Genomic DNA, 16,273 nt, shown 5'->3' with positions numbered 1-16,273 from the left:
GGCTAAGGCATGTCGTTCAATGCTAAATCCAAATTCAGCATTAGTGACACTTTCTTATCTTGGTGCTGAGCGTGCAATCCCTAACTATAATGTAATGGGACTTGCTAAAGCCTCACTAGAAGCAAATGTGCGTTATATGGCAAATGCTATGGGTCCTGAAGGTGTCCGTGTTAATGCAATTTCAGCAGGTCCTATTCGTACGCTGGCGGCATCGGGTATTAAAGATTTCAAAAAAATGTTATCTCACTGTGAATCAGTAACACCAATCCGTCGCACTGTGACAACCGAAGATGTGGGTAATTCAGCGGCATTTTTATGTTCAGATTTAGCATCAGGTATTACAGGTGAAGTCATTCATGTTGACGGTGGATTTAGCATCGCTGCGATGAATGAATTAGAACTTAAATAAACTGTTCTCAATGTAAGTTAAAAAGGCGCTAAACCTTAAATGTTTGCGCCTTTTTTATTTTATTTTTTTGGTAAATTTTGAACAAAAATATAAAATTTAGAATACTTATACTCTTTTTTCCGTTAAAATCTAATGTAATTTGCTCAATAAAAGTTTGTTGGAGAAAAAATGAAAATAGCAAAAAATACAGTGGTTAGTTTAGCATACCAAGTTCGCACTAAAGACGGTGTTTTAGTTGATGAAGCAACTACGACAGCGCCATTAGAATATTTACATGGCGCAGGTAACTTGCTACAAGATCTTGAGAACGCATTAGATGGTCACCAAATTGGCGACAAATTTGACGTTGAGCTAATTAATGCTTACGGGGATTTTAATGATGCTCTTGTACAAAATGTTCCTCGTGACGTTTTTGTTGGTGTAGATGAACTTGAAGTTGGTATGCGATTTTTTGCTGATACCGAGCATGGTTCTTTACCCGTTGAAATCACCGCTATCGATGGCGATACCATCACTATTGATGGAAACCATATGTTAGCTGGACAAGATTTACAATTTCACGTTGAAGTATTGGCTATTCGTGAGGCTACTGAAGATGAAATTGCTCACGGGCATATTCATGGTGAGCATGGTCATGATCACGGACATGGCGGTTGTGGCTGTGGTGGCCATTCTCATGAAGACGAAGATGATGAAAACACAGGTTGCTGTGGCGGTGGCCATGGTGGTTGTGGTTGTCACTAATTCTTAATTAATTCAAATTAAATTTTAGAAAGCGCTCTATAGCGCTTTTTACCTGGATTCAAACATGAAGTGCAATTTTAAACACGGTGGAGTGAAGAAAGTAGAAAGGTGATTTATACTAGCACCTTCGCACCACCACAGTTTGGAGATTGCTATGTATTATAATCACCTTTCTAGGAAGGAAAGATACCAGATTTTCGTATTATTACAAGCCGGAAAGAATAAAAAAGAGATAGCCCAGCTACTCAATAGACATCCTTCGACAATAAGTCGAGAGATAAAAAGAAACTCAAAACCTAATCAGGCCTATCAAGCACATGATGCGGTAACCCTAGCTAGGAAAAGGCGGAAAAACAGCGGTAATGGTAAGCCAATAGCGTCTTCGGTATGGCGCCAAGTTGAAAAATACCTCATGTTTTATTACAGCCCAGAGCAGATTGCTGCACGTTTAAAGAAAGTCAGCGTCCAATCAATCTATAACTATCTTTATCAAAATAAAGCGCGCTATGAACAATTCAAACCTTATCTAAGACGAAAAGGCAAAGCCTATAGGTATTGTAAGGCACCGAGTATTAAAGAAGGAGACCGCCGATATAAACGGTCAATTAAACAACGTCCAAGTTATGTAGAAAGCCGGAAAACGCGAGGACATTGGGAGGGCGATACGATTATTAGCCGTAAAGACAAGCAAGCATTGGTGACATTAGTTGAACGCAAAACAGGGCTAGTATTAATTGGGCGCCTTAATCAACGTACCGCCTCCGAAACGAGAGATATGATAATAAAATTGCTAACGCCGTTTAAAAAAATGGTTAAAAGCATCACCTTTGATAATGGAACCGAATTTAATTATCATCATGCTATTGAGCATTATTTAAATACTACCGTGTACTTTGCGGAGCCTTATAAAAGCTGGCAAAGAGGCACAAATGAAAACACCAATGGCTTAATACGTCAGTTTATACCTAAGTCAGCGGCCATTTCATTAGTTGACGACAAACAGATAAAGAAAATACAATATCTATTGAACACACGCCCAAGAAAACGGCATAAGTTTAAAAGCCCTGCCGATTTTTATTCTAAGGAGTTAAGAAGAATTGCACTTCATGGTGTAATCTAGGTTATTTACTTCTGTTTTGTGTTTTTGCTTAATAAGTTGTGAAACAACTCCCAATATTTTAAATTATCATTTTGCTTTGCTAATTTTTCCTTTAATAATCTCTATTTTACGATTATTGGGATCTGCAACTATGCCTTCACAACCAATAGCATTAATGCCACGTGAGAAGCTTTTAAAATTTGGCGTTGAAGCACTCAGTGATACTGAATTACTTGCTCTCTTTTTACGCACTGGCACTCGAGATTTGCCTGTTTTGGAACTGTCACAAAAGCTATTAAATGAGTTTGGTTCTTTTTATAATTTAATTAATGCAAGCCATAATGATTTTTGCAAGAAGAAAGGATTGGGAACGGCTAAATATACACAATTGAAAGCAGTTGTTGAACTTTCTCATAGATATTTAAAAGTTAAAATGACTACCGATAATTTTTTGACATCGTCATCTTTGACACATCACTATTTAGCTAGTCGATTGGCTAATAAAGATCGTGAAGTTTTTATGGTTATTTTTTTAGATAATCAAAATCGCGTCATAGCATCAGAAGATATGTTTATCGGTACCTATAATTGTGTTGAAGTCCACCCAAGAGAAGTTGTTAGACGAGCATTACAACATAACGCAGCCGCATTGATTCTAGCACATAATCATCCTTCAGGTGTGGCAGAACCTAGTCAGGCAGATCGCCATCTTACACAAAAAATAGAAGAAGTTTGTGAATTGGTTGATATTCGAGTCATAGATCATATTGTTATAGGTAAAGGTGAATATTTCTCTTTTGCAGAGCATGGATGGATTTCGTAACTATTTTTACTTACAATGTAATTTAATCAACTAATCTATATATGAATTTATTTTATGAACCAGCAATTAGAATTACTTGAAACCAAAGTAGCTTTTCAAGAAATCACCATCGAAGAACTTAATCAAATGGTAACTAACCTTCAAGCTGATGTTAGCAAATTAAAAGAACAATTAACGTTATTGTCTCAAAAACTACAGGCAACACAACCTTCAAACATTGCTAATTTATCTGAAGAAACACCACCACCTCACTATTAATTGTATTTATGGGATAAATAACTGTCGTTTAACAATTCATCTATTTGTTAATCTTATCTTGATATCTTTTAAATTTAACTAAACTCAAAGAAAGTTAGCAATTTGAGTTTTCAAATATAATAATAAATAAAAAACCGGCATATAGCCGGTTTTAATACACAATGATTTATTATTATTCAGCTGATGCTACTTCTTCCGCTGCAGGACGATCAACTAATTCAATATAAGCCATTGGAGCATTATCTCCATCACGGAAACCACATTTTAAAATACGTACATAACCGCCAGGACGGGTAGCAAAACGTGGACCTAAATCTGAAAATAATTTTTTAACTGTATCTTTATCACGGATACGAGCAAAAGCCAGACGGCGATTAGCTACGCTATCGCTTTTGGCTAGCGTAATTAACGGTTCAACAACACGACGCAACTCTTTTGCTTTAGGCAATGTAGTTTTGATGATTTCATGTTCAACAAGTGAACTTGTCATGTTACGAAACATTGCTTGACGATGGCTGCTATTTCGGTTCAGTTGACGACCACTTTTACGATGGCGCATAACTTTATCCTTCTTATATAAATTTTATCTTAGTCTTCAACAATACTTGCTGGTGGCCAATTCTCAAGACGCATGCCTAAAGATAAACCACGAGATGCGAGCACGTCCTTAATTTCAGTAAGTGATTTCTTACCAAGATTAGGGGTTTTAAGTAACTCAACTTCGGTACGTTGTACTAAATCACCAATATAATGAACTGCTTCTGCCTTTAAGCAATTAGCAGACCGAACAGTTAATTCCAAATCATCTACTGGACGTAAAAGGATTGGATCAAATTCCGGTTTATCTTCTTTAACTTCTGGTTGACGTACATCGCGTAAATCAACAAAAGCTTCAAGTTGTTCAGCCAAAATAGTTGATGCACGACGAATAGATTCTTCTGGATCGATAGTACCATTAGTTTCCATATCGATAACAAGTTTATCTAAATCCGTACGTTGCTCCACACGAGCAGCATCAACAGAATATGCAATGCGCTCTACAGGGCTATAACATGCGTCAACTAACAGACGACCGATTGGTCGTTCTTCATCTTCTGACTTAACGCGAGCAGAAGCAGGGACATAACCACGTCCTCGTTGTACACGAATACGCATACTAATTGAAGCATTGGCATCAGTAAGATGACAAATCACTAAATCAGGATTAACAATTTCAACATCACCATCGTGAGTGATATCAGATGCTGTTACCGCACCTATGCCCGATTTGTTTAAAGTCAGCATAACATCATCTTTCGTATGTACACGTACTGCTAATTTTTTTAAATTAAGCAGAATATCAAGTACATCTTCTTGAACGCCTTCTTTAGTACTGTACTCATGCAGAACACCGTCAATTTCAACTTCGGTTACTGCATATCCCGGCATAGATGATAATAAAATGCGGCGTAGTGCATTACCTAAAGTATGGCCAAAACCACGTTCTAGTGGCTCTAAAGTCACTTTAGCATGTGTTTGGCTGTATTGAACAACATCAACTAGGTGAGGTTTTAAAAACTCTGTTACAGAACCCTGCATTATGTCCTCTCTTAAGTGCTAAACTTTACTTAGAGTAAAGTTCGACGATCAAATGTTCGTTGATATCAGCAGATAAATCTGAACGTTCTGGTAAGCGTTTAAATACACCTTCCATTTTGCTAGCATCAACTTCTAACCATGTTGGTTTTTCACGTTGTTCAGCTAGCTCTAAAGCGGCTTTAATACGTGCTTGTTTTTTTGACTTTTCGCGAACACTAATCACATCTTCAGGTGAAACTTGATAAGATGCAATATTCACAACACGACCATTAACAAGAACAGCTTTATGACTAACTAATTGACGAGCTTCAGCACGAGTTGCGCCAAATCCCATGCGATAAACAACGTTATCTAAGCGACGTTCTAAAAGACCAAGTAGGTTTTCACCAGTATTGCCTTTAATTCGAGCTGCGCTTTTGTAGTAATTACGGAATTGACGTTCTAAAATTCCATAAATACGTCTAACTTTTTGTTTTTCACGTAACTGAACACCATAATCTGATAAACGCGGTTTACGCGCACCATGTTGTCCAGGAGCTTGTTCTAATTTACATTTACTATCAATCGCTCGGACGCCAGATTTAAGGAATAAATCTGTACCTTCACGGCGACTTAATTTGAGTTTTGGTCCCAAATATCTTGCCATTTTATTTCTCCAATAATCCTAAACATTCAATGTTTAAAAAATTAAACACGACGTTTCTTTGGTGGACGACAACCGTTATGAGGAATCGGAGTAACATCAGTAATGTTAGTGATGCGATAACCCGCTGCATTTAACGCGCGAATTGTTGACTCACGACCAGGACCAGGTCCTTTAACCATAACTTCCAGATTCTTAATTCCGTAATCTTTGACGGCTTCAGCACAACGTTCTGCGGCCACTTGAGCTGCAAAAGGTGTTGATTTACGAGAGCCACGGAAACCAGAACCACCAGCGGTTGCCCAACCTAACGCATTACCTTGACGATCGGTAATAGTTACGATTGTATTGTTGAATGATGCATGAATATGAGCTATACCATCAGAAACTTGCTTTTTTACACGTTTACGTGTACGAACAGGTGTCTTTGCCATTTAATTATACCTCAATTATTTCTTGATTGGCTTACGCGGTCCCTTGCGGGTACGAGCGTTAGTCTTTGTGCGTTGACCGCGAACAGGAAGTCCACGACGGTGACGCATGCCACGATAACAACCAAGGTCTAATAAACGCTTGATACTCATAGTTACTTCACGACGTAAATCACCTTCAACGGTGAATTTAGCAACTTGTTCACGTAACTTTTCAATCTGATCTTCAGATAGTTCTCTGATCTTAACATGTTCAGGAATACCAGCTTCAGCACAAATTGTCTTAGCACGAGTATTTCCAATACCATAAATTGCTTGTAAAGCAATTACAGCATGTTGTTGATCAGGAATGTTAATGCCTGCTATACGGGCCACTATGCACTCCTTTATTGTTAATGTTTAGCAAATTCACCATACTGAAAAGCCCGTTTTCAGGATACTCAAACAGTGAATTTACAAATAAATTTAGGCTGGCTATTCTAGCCAGCTTTACTATACTTTGGCAAGAAAAATATGCAAAAGCTCAACTTTACGGCTAAATAAATTAACCTTGACGTTGTTTGTGTTTACCTTCAACGCAAATAACACGAACGATTCCATTGCGTTTAATGATTTTACAATTTCTGCATAATTTCTTGACTGAAGCACGAACTTTCATTTTTTTCTCCGTAACTTCTGGCTAACTTATCGGCCATAGCCTTTAAGATTCGCTTTCTTTAACACTGACTCATAACGATTTGGCATCATTAAAGTCTGTACTTGTGCCATAAAATCCATGATTACAACAACAACAATTAATAACGATGTCCCACCAAATTGAACTGGAACCTTCATTGCGCTTGTCATAAACATTGGAACCAAACATACAAAAGTAATGTAGATTGCGCCAATTAGCGTTAAACGAGTCATTACCTTGTCAATATACTTAGATGTTTGTTCACCTGGACGGATACCTGGAATAAATGCACCAGATTTTTTTAGCTGATCTGCTGTTTCTCTTGGGTTAAAAACCAATGCTGTATAGAAGAAACAAAAGAAGATAATCGCCGCCGCAAAAAAGATTATGTATAACGGTTGATCATGATTGAAGTATTGACCGATAAGTACAATAAAATATCTCCATCCTTCACCATCTCCTTGGAACCAAGAAGCCATCATTGATGGTAACATAGCAATTGTCGAGGCAAATATCGCCGGAATAACTCCTGCCATATTAATCTTTAATGGTAAGTGTGTGCTTTGTGCTGCGTAAACACGACGACCTTGTTGTCGTTGCGCATAGTTAACAACAATTCGACGCTGACCACGTTCAACAAATACAACAAAATAAGTTACACCAACCACTAATGCAGCAACAACCAATAATAAAATCGGATGCAATGAACCAGAGCGAGCTTGTTCAATTGTTTCATAAATAGCATGAGGAAGACTTGCCACAATACCAGCAAAGATAATGATAGAAATACCATTACCTACACCTCGTTCGGTGATTTGTTCGCCCAACCACATAAGAAACATAGTGCCAGTAACTAAGCTAACCGATGCAATAAAATAGAAAGAAAATCCTGGATTAATTACAACATGTTCATAACCAGGAATATTTGGTAAACCAGTTGAAATACCAACAGCCTGTACTATTGCTAAAGCAAGTGTGCCATAACGAGTGTACTGACTAATTTTTTTACGACCTGATTCACCTTCTTTCTTCAATTCTGCTAACTTAGGGCTAATTGCCGTTAATAACTGCACGATAATTGATGCGGAAATATAAGGCATTATCCCTAATGCAAAAATTGAAGCACGGCTTAAAGCACCACCAGAGAACATATTGAACATACCAACAATACCATTTGACGATGCTTGTGTTAGTAGGTCCGATAACGCCTTAGTATCAATACCAGGAACCGGAATATAAGAACCAAGACGAAAAACAATAAGCGCTAAAAGCACAAACATCAAGCGTCTTTTAAGCTCACCACTACCGCCTCGTGTACTTTGAAAATCTAATCCTGGTTGCTTTGCCATCTTTCTAATTATTCCTCAATTTTTCCGCCAGCAGCTTCAATTGCAGCTTTAGCACCTTTAGTTACTCGAATACCGCGAATAGTTACTGGTTTGGTTACTTCTCCAGATAACATGATTTTTGCATATTCGATATGTGAATTAATCACATTTGCAACTTTTAAGCTATTTAGGTCAACAATATCGCCTTCGACTTTCATTAAATCTGAAAGGCGAACTTGAGCTGTAACTTTAGCTTTACGTGAGGTAAAACCAAATTTTGGTAAACGACGATATAAAGGCATTTGACCACCTTCAAAGCCGCGACGAACGCCACCACCTGAACGAGATTTTTGACCTTTAATACCACGAGTACCAGTTTTACCTAATCCTGAACCGATTCCTCGACCCAGACGTTTTGGTGCATGCTTTGAACCTTCAGCAGGAGATAAAGTATTTAAACGCATTACTATTACTCCTCTACTTTAACCATGTAATAAACTTGGTTTACCATACCACGAATTGCAGGAGTATCCTCACGCTCAACAGTATGACCAATACGACGTAATCCTAGACCTACTAATGTCGCTTTATGCTTAGGCAGACGACCTATAGAACTACGAGTTTGTGTAATTTTAATTGTTTTTGCCATGGTTAATTACCCCAAAATTTCTTCGACGGTTTTACCACGTTTAGCAGCAACCATTTCTGGTGATTTCATACTTTCTAAGCCATCAATAGTTGCACGAACCACATTAATTGGGTTAGTAGAACCATATGCTTTAGCTAGAACGTTACGAACTCCAGCAACTTCTAAAACTGCACGCATCGCACCACCGGCGATAATACCTGTACCTTCTGATGCTGGTTGCATATAAACACGAGAGCCTGTGTGAGCACCTTTAACAGGATGCTGTAAAGTATCGTTATTTAAAGCAACATTAATCATATTGCGACGTGCTTTTTCCATTGCTTTTTGGATTGCTGCTGGCACTTCACGTGCTTTACCATATCCAAAACCTACGCGTCCATTACCGTCACCAACAACTGTTAGTGCAGAAAAACTAAAAATACGACCACCTTTTACGGTTTTAGAAACTCGGTTAACTGCGATTAGTTTTTCCTGCAGTTCACCAGCTTGTTTTTCGATGTTTGACATCTTTAACTCCTACCTTAGAACTGTAGGCCAGCTTCGCGAGCAGCATCTGCTAGCGCCTGAACTCGACCATGATATTGGAAACCTGAACGATCAAATGAAACTTCTTTGATATCTTTTGCTAACGCACGTTCAGCAATTGCTTTACCAACTGCTGCTGCAGCGTCTTTGTTTCCTGTGTATTTTAAACTTTCACTGATAGCTTTTTCTAATGTAGAAGCGGCTGCCAGTACTTCTGATCCGTTTGGTGCGATAATCTGCGCATAAATATGACGCGGAGTGCGGTGAACTACCAAGCGAGTTGCAAGTAGTTCATGCATCTTGCGACGCGCTTTAGTTGCACGACGGATACGAGCTGATTTCTTATCCATAGTGTTACCTTACTTTTTCTTAGCTTCTTTAGTACGCACAACTTCATCTGCGTAACGAACACCTTTACCTTTATAAGGTTCAGGACGACGATAAGCACGGATATCAGCAGCTACTTGCCCAATTAACTGTTTATCAGTACTTTTTAATACGATTTCAGTTTGAGATGGACATTCAGCTGTTACACCTGCAGGTAATTGATGTTCAATTGGATGTGAATATCCAAGAGATAAACTAATTGTATTACCTTTCACTTGTGCACGATAACCGACACCAACTAGCTGAAGTTTTTTAGTAAAACCTTCAGTAACACCAATAACCATTGAATTAATCAAAGCACGCGCAGTTCCAGCTTGAGCCCAAGCATCTGCAAAACCATCACGAGGAGCAAATTTAATTTGTCCTTCTTCTTGATTAATCACAACAGCATTATTTATTGTGCGAGATAATTCGCCATTTTTACCTTTAATCGTAATTACCTGACCATTGAGTTTTACCTCTACGCCAGCAGGAACAACGACAGGTGCTTTTGCAACACGAGACATTCTTTTCTCCCTTACGCTACGTAGCAGATAATTTCACCACCAAGACCTGCTTGGCGTGCTGCACGATCAGTCATAACACCTTTAGAAGTAGAAACAACTGCGATACCTAATCCTGCCATAACTTTCGGCAATTCATCTTTACGTTTATAAATACGTAAACCTGGACGGCTAACACGTTTGATACTTTCTACAACAGCTTTACCTTGGAAATATTTTAAAGTAATTTCCAGTTCTGGCTTAGTGTCACCAACAACTTTAAAGTCCCCAATATAACCTTCTTCTTTTAGCACATTGGCAATTGCCACTTTTAGCTTAGAGGAAGGCATGGTGACTGCAACTTTATTCGCAGATTGACCATTACGAATACGGGTCAACATATCTGCTATAGGATCTTGCATGCTCATCTATAACACTCCCCTGATTACCAACTTGCCTTTTTAAGACCAGGAATCTCACCACGCATGGCTGACTCACGAACCTTAATACGGCTTAAACCAAACTTACGAAGGACGCCATGAGGACGACCAGTTTGACGACAACGACGACGTTGACGTGATGGACTAGAATCACGAGGAAGCGTTTGCAATTTAAGCACTGCATTCCAACGATCTTCATCTGATGCATTAAGATCAGAGATAATCGCTTTTAATTCTTGACGCTTTGCAAAATATTTCTCTGCTAGCTTTACGCGTTTCTTATCGCGTTCAATCATTGATTGTTTAGCCATTATGCCCTACCTTACTTACGAAATGGGAAGTTAAAGGCAGATAATAAAGCTCGGCCTTCTTCATCTGATTGTGCAGTAGTGGTGATAGTAATATCTAAACCACGAACACGATCAACTTTGTCATAATCGATTTCAGGGAAAACGATTTGCTCACGAACACCCATGCTATAGTTACCACGACCATCAAAAGATTTTGCACTTAAACCGCGAAAATCTCGAGTACGAGGAAGGGCAATATAAACTAGACGCTCAAAAAATTCCCACATACGTTCGCCACGTAAAGTGACTTTACAACCAATAGGATACCCTTGACGGATTTTAAAACCAGCAACTGATTTGCGTGCTTTAGTGACTAGTGGTTTTTGACCACTGATTGCAGCTAAATCTGCAACAGCATTATCTAATAATTTCTTATCAGTAATTGCTTCACCCACACCCATATTCAAGGTGATCTTTTCGATCCGAGGGACTTGCATGACAGATTTGTAGCCAAACTGTTCTTGCAGTTTATTTACTACCTGTGCTTTGTAGTAATCATGCAGTTTCGCCATCGTACACTCCAAATTACTTAATTGATTAATTCATTAGTAGACTTATAAAAACGGACTTTTTTACCGTCTTCAATACGAAAGCCTACGCGATCTGCTTTGCCAGTAGATGGATTAAAAATTGCCACATTAGAAACATTGATAGCTGCTTCTTTTTCAACAATTCCACCTTCTTGATTTAATGCTGGTACTGGTTTTTGATGTTTTTTCACCAAATTGATACCTTCAACAATCACTTTGCCTGTAGACAAAACACTCTTAACTTTACCGCGTTTACCTTTATCTTTGCCAGTTAACACGATAACTTCATCTTCTCGACGGATTTTCGCTGCCATTACCCGCTCCTTACAGTACTTCTGGTGCTAATGAAATGATCTTCATAAACTTCTCAGAGCGAAGTTCACGAGTGACCGGTCCAAAAATACGCGTACCAATCGGTTGCTCACTGTTATTATTTAAAATAACACAAGCATTGCGATCGAAACGAATGACAGATCCATCAGGGCGACGAACACCTTTTCTAGTGCGCACAACAACAGCTTTAAGTACATCACCTTTTTTAACTTTACCACGCGGAATGGCTTCTTTAATGGTAACTTTGATGATATCGCCTACAGCTGCATAACGACGGTGCGATCCACCGAGAACCTTGATACACATTACGCTACGTGCGCCAGAGTTATCGGCAACATCTAGCCTAGTCTGTTCTTGGATCATTTTAATGCTCCGTATAAATTAATTATTGTCTAATCTACCTTCATCCACTTCAACTACCATGGATAAGAATAGACAACCAAAAACCCACTTAAGTGAGGGTGCATAGTATAACACCACTCAAATAAAATGGATAGCATAAAATAAACGGCCGTTGAGCCGTTTATTATATTATGTACAGTTTTTAATCAAAAAAAATTAAATAACTGCTTTTTCAACGATTCGAACAAGAGTCCAAGATTTGGTTTTTGATAATGGACGACACTCTTTAATTTCAACAGTATCACCAATACCACACTCGTTGTTTTCATCATGTACATGCAATTTAGTCGTACGTTTAATGAACTTACCATATAACGGATGCTTCACTTTACGTTCAATAGCTACAGTAATAGATTTATCCATTTTGTCGCTAATAACACGACCTTGCTGAGTACGAATTTTTACTTCAGTAGTCATATTACGCACCCGCCTTTTCAGTTAATAATGTTTTAACTCGTGCAATATTACGACGCACTTGTTTTAACATATGAGTCTGTGTTAACTGACCTCCAGCTAATTGCATACGCAAGTTAAATTGCTCACGTAATAAATTAAGAAGTTCAGTATTTAACTCTTCAACGCTTTTTTCGCGTAGCTCTTTTGCTTTCATTTACATCACCGTCTTAATCACAAAGGTGGTTTTAATTGGCAGTTTTGCAGCTGCCAACGCAAATGCTTCACGAGCAACTTCTTCCGGTACACCGTCCATTTCATAGAGGACTTTACCTGGTTGAATCTGAGCAACCCAGTATTCAACGTTACCCTTACCTTTACCCATACGCACTGCAAGTGGTTTTTCGGTAATTGGTTTATCAGGGAAAACTCGAATCCAGATTTTACCTTGACGCTTAACTGCACGAGTCATTGCACGACGTGCTGCTTCGATCTGGCGCGCAGTCAAACGACCACGACCTACAGCCTTAAGACCGAATGTACCGAAACTAACATCAGTACTTACAGCAAGACCACGATTGCGGCCCTTGTGCACTTTACGGAATTTTGTACGCTTTGGTTGTAACATCAGCGACGCTCCTTATTGTTTTCGGCCTTTTCGCTGCTTTTTCGGTTGAGCAGCAGGTTGTTTTTCTGCTTGTTCAACGGCAGCCATACCACCAAGGATCTCACCTTTGAAGATCCACACTTTAACACCAATAATACCATAGGTAGTTAATGCTTCAGATAAACCATAGTCAATATCAGCCCGTAATGTATGTAAAGGTACACGACCTTCACGATACCATTCGCTACGAGCAATTTCAGCACCGCCTAAACGACCACTTACTTCGACTTTGATACCTTTAGCACCCGCCTTCATTGCATTTTGAACCGCACGTTTCATAGCTCGACGGAACATAACGCGGCGTTCTAATTGAGAAGTAATGCTATCAGCAACTAATTTAGCATCAAGTTCTGGTTTACGAACTTCAGCAATATTAATTTGTACTGCTACATCACGTTTTTCTCTTTTGTCTTTATATTTATTGACAATAGAAGCTACGGCATTACGTAATTTTTCAACGTCCTCGCCTTTTTTACCTATCACAATACCCGGACGAGCAGTGTGAATAGTAATACGAACGTTAGTTTCTGCTGAACGGTCGATAACAATCTTAGAGATTGACGCTTGAGATAATTCTTTATTTAAGAATTCACGCACTCTAAAATCACTTTCTAAATTATCAGCGAATGTCTTTGTACCCGAATACCATGTAGATGTCCAAGGCTTGACAATGCCTAATCGGATACCATTTGGATTTACTTTTTGACCCATTGCTATTCTCCAGCCTAGCGATCTGAAACGATCACGGTGATGTGACTCGTACGCTTCAAAATTCGATCTGCACGACCTTTCGCACGAGGCATAATACGCTTCATGGTTGGGCCTTCATCTACGAAAATCTTCGCAACTTTTAGATCATCAATATCAGCACCATCGTTATGCTCTGCATTAGCAATAGCAGACTCTAATACTTTTTTAACAAGTACAGCCGCTTTTTTATTGGTGTACGTTAAAATATCTAGTGCCTGAGACACATTCTTACCGCGAACAAGATCTGCAACTAAGCGAACTTTTTGTGCAGAAGAACGAGCGTGGCGGTACTTTGCAATTGTTTCCATCTCTTTCTCCTACTTATTTCTTCTTAGCTTTCTTATCAGCCGCGTGGCCGCGATAAGTACGAGTCGGCGCGAATTCACCCAATTTATGACCAACCATTTCGTCGGAAACATAAACTGGAACGTGCTGACGACCATTATGGACAGCGATGGTCAAACCGATCATGTTAGGAAAGATCGTTGAACGACGGGACCAAGTACGAATTGGTTTCTTGTCCCCGCTTTCCACCGCTTTCTCTACCTTCTTCAGCAAGTGTAGGTCAATAAAAGGACCCTTCTTGAGAGAACGTGGCATAGCTAATCCTCTATATTAATTATTTCTTATTGCGACGGCGAACAATATACTTATCAGTACGTTTGTTGCTACGCGTTTTCAATCCTTTGGCTTTTTGACCCCATGGAGACACAGGATGTTTACCAAAGTTACGACCTTCACCACCACCATGTGGATGGTCTACCGGGTTCATTGCTGTACCACGAACAGTAGGACGAACACCACGCCAACGCGTTGCACCCGCTTTACCTAATACGCGAAGCATATGCTCTGAATTACCAACTTCACCAATAGTGGCACGACAATCAGATAATACTTTACGCATTTCACCTGAACGTAGACGTAATGTTACATAAGCACCATCACGCGCAACGATTTGAACATAACTACCAGCAGAGCGAGCAATTTGTCCGCCTTTACCTGGTTTCATTTCAATATTATGCACAGTAGAACCGACTGGGATATTGCGCATTGGTAAACAGTTACCTGTTTTAATTGCTGCATCAACACCAGATTGGATCTGATCACCTGCTTTTAAGCCTTTAGGCGCTAAAATATAACGGCGTTCACCGTCTTTATATAAAACCAATGCAATATTTGCACTACGGTTTGGATCATATTCCAAACGTTCAACAACTGCTGGAATACCATCTTTATTACGCTTAAAGTCAACAATACGATAATGTTGTTTATGACCACCACCAATGTGACGGGTAGTGATACGACCATTATTATTGCGACCACCAGTTTTGCTTTTTGAATCAAGCAACGGTGCATAAGGTTTACCTTTATGCAACTCTGGGTTAACCACTTTAACAACGTGGCGACGACCCGGAGATGTAGGTTTACACTTAACAACTGCCATTGTTCTTACTCCTCCGAATTACTCAGCGACGCCAGCAAGGTCTAAATTTTGACCTTCTGCTAAAGTAACGTAAGCTTTTTTCCAGTCGCTACGGCGACCAATTTGTTGACCACGACGTTTAACTTTACCTTTCACAACAAGTGTATTAACGTCATCTACTTTAACTTCAAATAGCTGTTCAACTGCGGCTTTAATCTCTCTCTTAGTAGCATCTTTAGCAACTTTCAATACTAATGTATTTGTTTTTTCCATTGAAATAGATGCTTTCTCAGAAACATGTGGTGCTCGCAGGACTTTAAGCAGACGCTCTTCACGAATCATGCTAACATCTCCTCTACTTGTTTAACGGCATCAACTGTGATAACCACTTTGTCAAATGCAATCAAACTAACTGGATCAATACCTGCCACATCACGCACATCAACTTTATGCAAGTTACGTGCTGCTAAGAAAAGATTTTCATCAACTTCAGAAGCGATAATAAGAACATCATTAAGATTCATATCGTTTAATTTCTGAGTTAATAATTTAGTCTTAGGTGCTTCAACAGTAAATGTTTCAACCACAACTAAACGTTCTTGACGCACTAATTCAGAGAAAATACTCTTTAATGCACCACGATACATTTTACGGTTAACTTTTTGGCTATGATCTTGTGGTTTTGCTGCAAATGTTACACCACCACTACGCCAGATTGGGCTCTTAATTGAACCTGAACGAGCACGACCGGTACCTTTTTGACGCCATGGTTTTTTACCTGAACCAGCGATTTCTGCACGAGTTTTTTGTGCGCGAGAACCTTGACGAGCAGCAGATGCATAAGCAACAACTACTTGATGAACTAACGCTTCATTAAACTCACGTCCGAAGGTAGTTTCGGAAACAGAAAGCGCTTTCGCGTCTTTTACTACTAATTCCATCTCTATCTCCTC

At 39.2% G+C, this 16,273-nt stretch carries 31 protein-coding genes; 5 read left to right on the top strand and 26 right to left on the bottom strand.

The features are described 5' to 3' along the window. The 5 genes from A9G44_RS11840 to A9G44_RS11820 all read left to right on the top strand — a co-directional run. On the top strand, positions 1 to 409 hold a 409-nt coding region (locus A9G44_RS11840; RefSeq protein ID WP_143426406.1), incomplete at its 5' end, for an SDR family oxidoreductase. A 168-nt stretch (positions 410 to 577) separates the two neighbouring features. Further along, on the top strand, positions 578 to 1,153 hold the full coding sequence (gene slyD, locus A9G44_RS11835; RefSeq protein WP_034911126.1) for a peptidylprolyl isomerase: 576 nt from the start codon (positions 578 to 580) through the stop codon (positions 1,151 to 1,153). Between the two features lie 154 nt (positions 1,154 to 1,307). Next, a complete protein-coding gene (locus A9G44_RS11830) occupies positions 1,308 to 2,273 on the top strand; it encodes an IS30 family transposase (protein ID WP_065611194.1) in 966 nt (321 codons plus the stop codon). Between the two features lie 130 nt (positions 2,274 to 2,403). Continuing rightward, on the top strand, positions 2,404 to 3,075 hold the full coding sequence (gene radC, locus A9G44_RS11825) for a RadC family protein (protein ID WP_034911128.1): 672 nt from the start codon (positions 2,404 to 2,406) through the stop codon (positions 3,073 to 3,075). Positions 3,076 to 3,129: 54 nt separating this feature from the next. Beyond that, complete coding sequence (locus tag A9G44_RS11820; RefSeq protein WP_034911129.1) at positions 3,130 to 3,333, top strand: SlyX family protein; 204 nt, start codon at positions 3,130 to 3,132, stop codon at positions 3,331 to 3,333. A gap of 172 nt (positions 3,334 to 3,505) precedes the next feature. Here A9G44_RS11820 and rplQ read toward each other — a convergent pair whose 3' ends face one another. The 26 genes from rplQ to rplD all read right to left on the bottom strand — a co-directional run bounded on the left by rplQ (position 3,506) and on the right by rplD (position 16,261). Beyond that, complete coding sequence (rplQ, locus tag A9G44_RS11815) at positions 3,506 to 3,892, bottom strand: 50S ribosomal protein L17 (protein ID WP_034911131.1); 387 nt, start codon at positions 3,890 to 3,892, stop codon at positions 3,506 to 3,508. 29 nt (positions 3,893 to 3,921) lie between these two features. Next, the gene (locus A9G44_RS11810) at positions 3,922 to 4,911 is read right to left on the bottom strand and encodes a DNA-directed RNA polymerase subunit alpha (protein WP_034911133.1); all 990 of its coding nucleotides are present in this window, start codon (positions 4,909 to 4,911) and stop codon (positions 3,922 to 3,924) included. 25 nt (positions 4,912 to 4,936) lie between these two features. Then, complete coding sequence (rpsD, locus tag A9G44_RS11805; RefSeq protein ID WP_034911134.1) at positions 4,937 to 5,557, bottom strand: 30S ribosomal protein S4; 621 nt, start codon at positions 5,555 to 5,557, stop codon at positions 4,937 to 4,939. Between the two features lie 41 nt (positions 5,558 to 5,598). Next, a complete protein-coding gene (gene rpsK / locus A9G44_RS11800; RefSeq protein ID WP_025314405.1) occupies positions 5,599 to 5,988 on the bottom strand; it encodes a 30S ribosomal protein S11 in 390 nt (129 codons plus the stop codon). A 15-nt stretch (positions 5,989 to 6,003) separates the two neighbouring features. Next, the gene (gene rpsM / locus A9G44_RS11795; protein WP_025314404.1) at positions 6,004 to 6,360 is read right to left on the bottom strand and encodes a 30S ribosomal protein S13; all 357 of its coding nucleotides are present in this window, start codon (positions 6,358 to 6,360) and stop codon (positions 6,004 to 6,006) included. Between the two features lie 169 nt (positions 6,361 to 6,529). Then, entirely contained in the window at positions 6,530 to 6,643 is a 114-nt protein-coding gene (gene rpmJ, locus A9G44_RS11790) for a 50S ribosomal protein L36 (RefSeq protein ID WP_025314403.1), read from the bottom strand. Positions 6,644 to 6,669: 26 nt separating this feature from the next. Then, complete coding sequence (secY, locus tag A9G44_RS11785) at positions 6,670 to 8,010, bottom strand: preprotein translocase subunit SecY (protein WP_065574254.1); 1,341 nt, start codon at positions 8,008 to 8,010, stop codon at positions 6,670 to 6,672. 8 nt (positions 8,011 to 8,018) lie between these two features. Then, positions 8,019 to 8,453, bottom strand: a complete 435-nt coding sequence (gene rplO, locus A9G44_RS11780; RefSeq protein ID WP_034911140.1) for a 50S ribosomal protein L15 — start codon at positions 8,451 to 8,453, stop codon at positions 8,019 to 8,021. A 5-nt stretch (positions 8,454 to 8,458) separates the two neighbouring features. Then, on the bottom strand, positions 8,459 to 8,638 hold the full coding sequence (rpmD, locus tag A9G44_RS11775; RefSeq protein ID WP_025314400.1) for a 50S ribosomal protein L30: 180 nt from the start codon (positions 8,636 to 8,638) through the stop codon (positions 8,459 to 8,461). Between the two features lie 6 nt (positions 8,639 to 8,644). Continuing rightward, on the bottom strand, positions 8,645 to 9,145 hold the full coding sequence (gene rpsE, locus A9G44_RS11770; RefSeq protein WP_034911141.1) for a 30S ribosomal protein S5: 501 nt from the start codon (positions 9,143 to 9,145) through the stop codon (positions 8,645 to 8,647). A gap of 14 nt (positions 9,146 to 9,159) precedes the next feature. Continuing rightward, positions 9,160 to 9,513, bottom strand: a complete 354-nt coding sequence (gene rplR / locus A9G44_RS11765) for a 50S ribosomal protein L18 (RefSeq protein WP_025314398.1) — start codon at positions 9,511 to 9,513, stop codon at positions 9,160 to 9,162. Between the two features lie 9 nt (positions 9,514 to 9,522). Then, positions 9,523 to 10,056, bottom strand: a complete 534-nt coding sequence (rplF, locus tag A9G44_RS11760; RefSeq protein WP_034911144.1) for a 50S ribosomal protein L6 — start codon at positions 10,054 to 10,056, stop codon at positions 9,523 to 9,525. A gap of 11 nt (positions 10,057 to 10,067) precedes the next feature. Further along, positions 10,068 to 10,460, bottom strand: coding sequence for a 30S ribosomal protein S8 (gene rpsH / locus A9G44_RS11755; RefSeq protein WP_034911147.1), 393 nt, complete (start codon positions 10,458 to 10,460; stop codon positions 10,068 to 10,070). 17 nt (positions 10,461 to 10,477) lie between these two features. Further along, positions 10,478 to 10,783, bottom strand: coding sequence for a 30S ribosomal protein S14 (gene rpsN, locus A9G44_RS11750; protein ID WP_025314395.1), 306 nt, complete (start codon positions 10,781 to 10,783; stop codon positions 10,478 to 10,480). A gap of 11 nt (positions 10,784 to 10,794) precedes the next feature. Continuing rightward, positions 10,795 to 11,334: a 50S ribosomal protein L5 gene (gene rplE / locus A9G44_RS11745; RefSeq protein WP_025314394.1), complete on the bottom strand. Its 540-nt coding sequence runs from the start codon at positions 11,332 to 11,334 to the stop codon at positions 10,795 to 10,797. A 17-nt stretch (positions 11,335 to 11,351) separates the two neighbouring features. Then, positions 11,352 to 11,666, bottom strand: a complete 315-nt coding sequence (rplX, locus tag A9G44_RS11740; protein ID WP_034911150.1) for a 50S ribosomal protein L24 — start codon at positions 11,664 to 11,666, stop codon at positions 11,352 to 11,354. A gap of 10 nt (positions 11,667 to 11,676) precedes the next feature. Further along, positions 11,677 to 12,048 carry a 50S ribosomal protein L14 gene (gene rplN / locus A9G44_RS11735; protein WP_025314392.1) on the bottom strand — a complete coding sequence of 124 codons (372 nt, stop codon included), beginning with the start codon at positions 12,046 to 12,048 and terminating at the stop codon, positions 11,677 to 11,679. A 195-nt stretch (positions 12,049 to 12,243) separates the two neighbouring features. Continuing rightward, positions 12,244 to 12,504 (bottom strand): 30S ribosomal protein S17, encoded by a 261-nt coding sequence (gene rpsQ, locus A9G44_RS11730; RefSeq protein ID WP_034911151.1) that lies wholly within the window; start codon positions 12,502 to 12,504, stop codon positions 12,244 to 12,246. 1 nt (position 12,505) lies between these two features. Beyond that, positions 12,506 to 12,697: a 50S ribosomal protein L29 gene (gene rpmC, locus A9G44_RS11725; RefSeq protein ID WP_034902373.1), complete on the bottom strand. Its 192-nt coding sequence runs from the start codon at positions 12,695 to 12,697 to the stop codon at positions 12,506 to 12,508. Beyond that, positions 12,698 to 13,108: a 50S ribosomal protein L16 gene (gene rplP, locus A9G44_RS11720; RefSeq protein WP_034911153.1), complete on the bottom strand. Its 411-nt coding sequence runs from the start codon at positions 13,106 to 13,108 to the stop codon at positions 12,698 to 12,700. It abuts the gene before it with no gap. 12 nt (positions 13,109 to 13,120) lie between these two features. After that, on the bottom strand, positions 13,121 to 13,858 hold the full coding sequence (gene rpsC / locus A9G44_RS11715) for a 30S ribosomal protein S3 (protein ID WP_065561018.1): 738 nt from the start codon (positions 13,856 to 13,858) through the stop codon (positions 13,121 to 13,123). A 14-nt stretch (positions 13,859 to 13,872) separates the two neighbouring features. Beyond that, positions 13,873 to 14,205: a 50S ribosomal protein L22 gene (gene rplV, locus A9G44_RS11710; protein WP_034947997.1), complete on the bottom strand. Its 333-nt coding sequence runs from the start codon at positions 14,203 to 14,205 to the stop codon at positions 13,873 to 13,875. A 13-nt stretch (positions 14,206 to 14,218) separates the two neighbouring features. Beyond that, positions 14,219 to 14,497, bottom strand: a complete 279-nt coding sequence (gene rpsS, locus A9G44_RS11705; RefSeq protein ID WP_024496505.1) for a 30S ribosomal protein S19 — start codon at positions 14,495 to 14,497, stop codon at positions 14,219 to 14,221. Positions 14,498 to 14,516: 19 nt separating this feature from the next. Beyond that, complete coding sequence (rplB, locus tag A9G44_RS11700) at positions 14,517 to 15,341, bottom strand: 50S ribosomal protein L2 (protein ID WP_034911158.1); 825 nt, start codon at positions 15,339 to 15,341, stop codon at positions 14,517 to 14,519. 18 nt (positions 15,342 to 15,359) lie between these two features. Beyond that, a complete protein-coding gene (gene rplW, locus A9G44_RS11695; protein WP_034885052.1) occupies positions 15,360 to 15,662 on the bottom strand; it encodes a 50S ribosomal protein L23 in 303 nt (100 codons plus the stop codon). Further along, complete coding sequence (rplD, locus tag A9G44_RS11690) at positions 15,659 to 16,261, bottom strand: 50S ribosomal protein L4 (protein WP_034911160.1); 603 nt, start codon at positions 16,259 to 16,261, stop codon at positions 15,659 to 15,661. The genes rplW and rplD overlap by 4 nt, the downstream gene beginning before the upstream one ends. Between the last annotated feature and the right edge of the window lie 12 nt (positions 16,262 to 16,273).

Origin of the sequence: Gilliamella sp. Occ4-3, assembly GCF_001690675.1 — a bacterium.
Lineage (GTDB): Bacteria > Pseudomonadota > Gammaproteobacteria > Enterobacterales > Orbaceae > Gilliamella > Gilliamella bombi.
The sequence above is the reverse complement of the archived record's forward strand: the minus strand, read 5'-3'. Positions and strand labels throughout refer to the sequence as shown.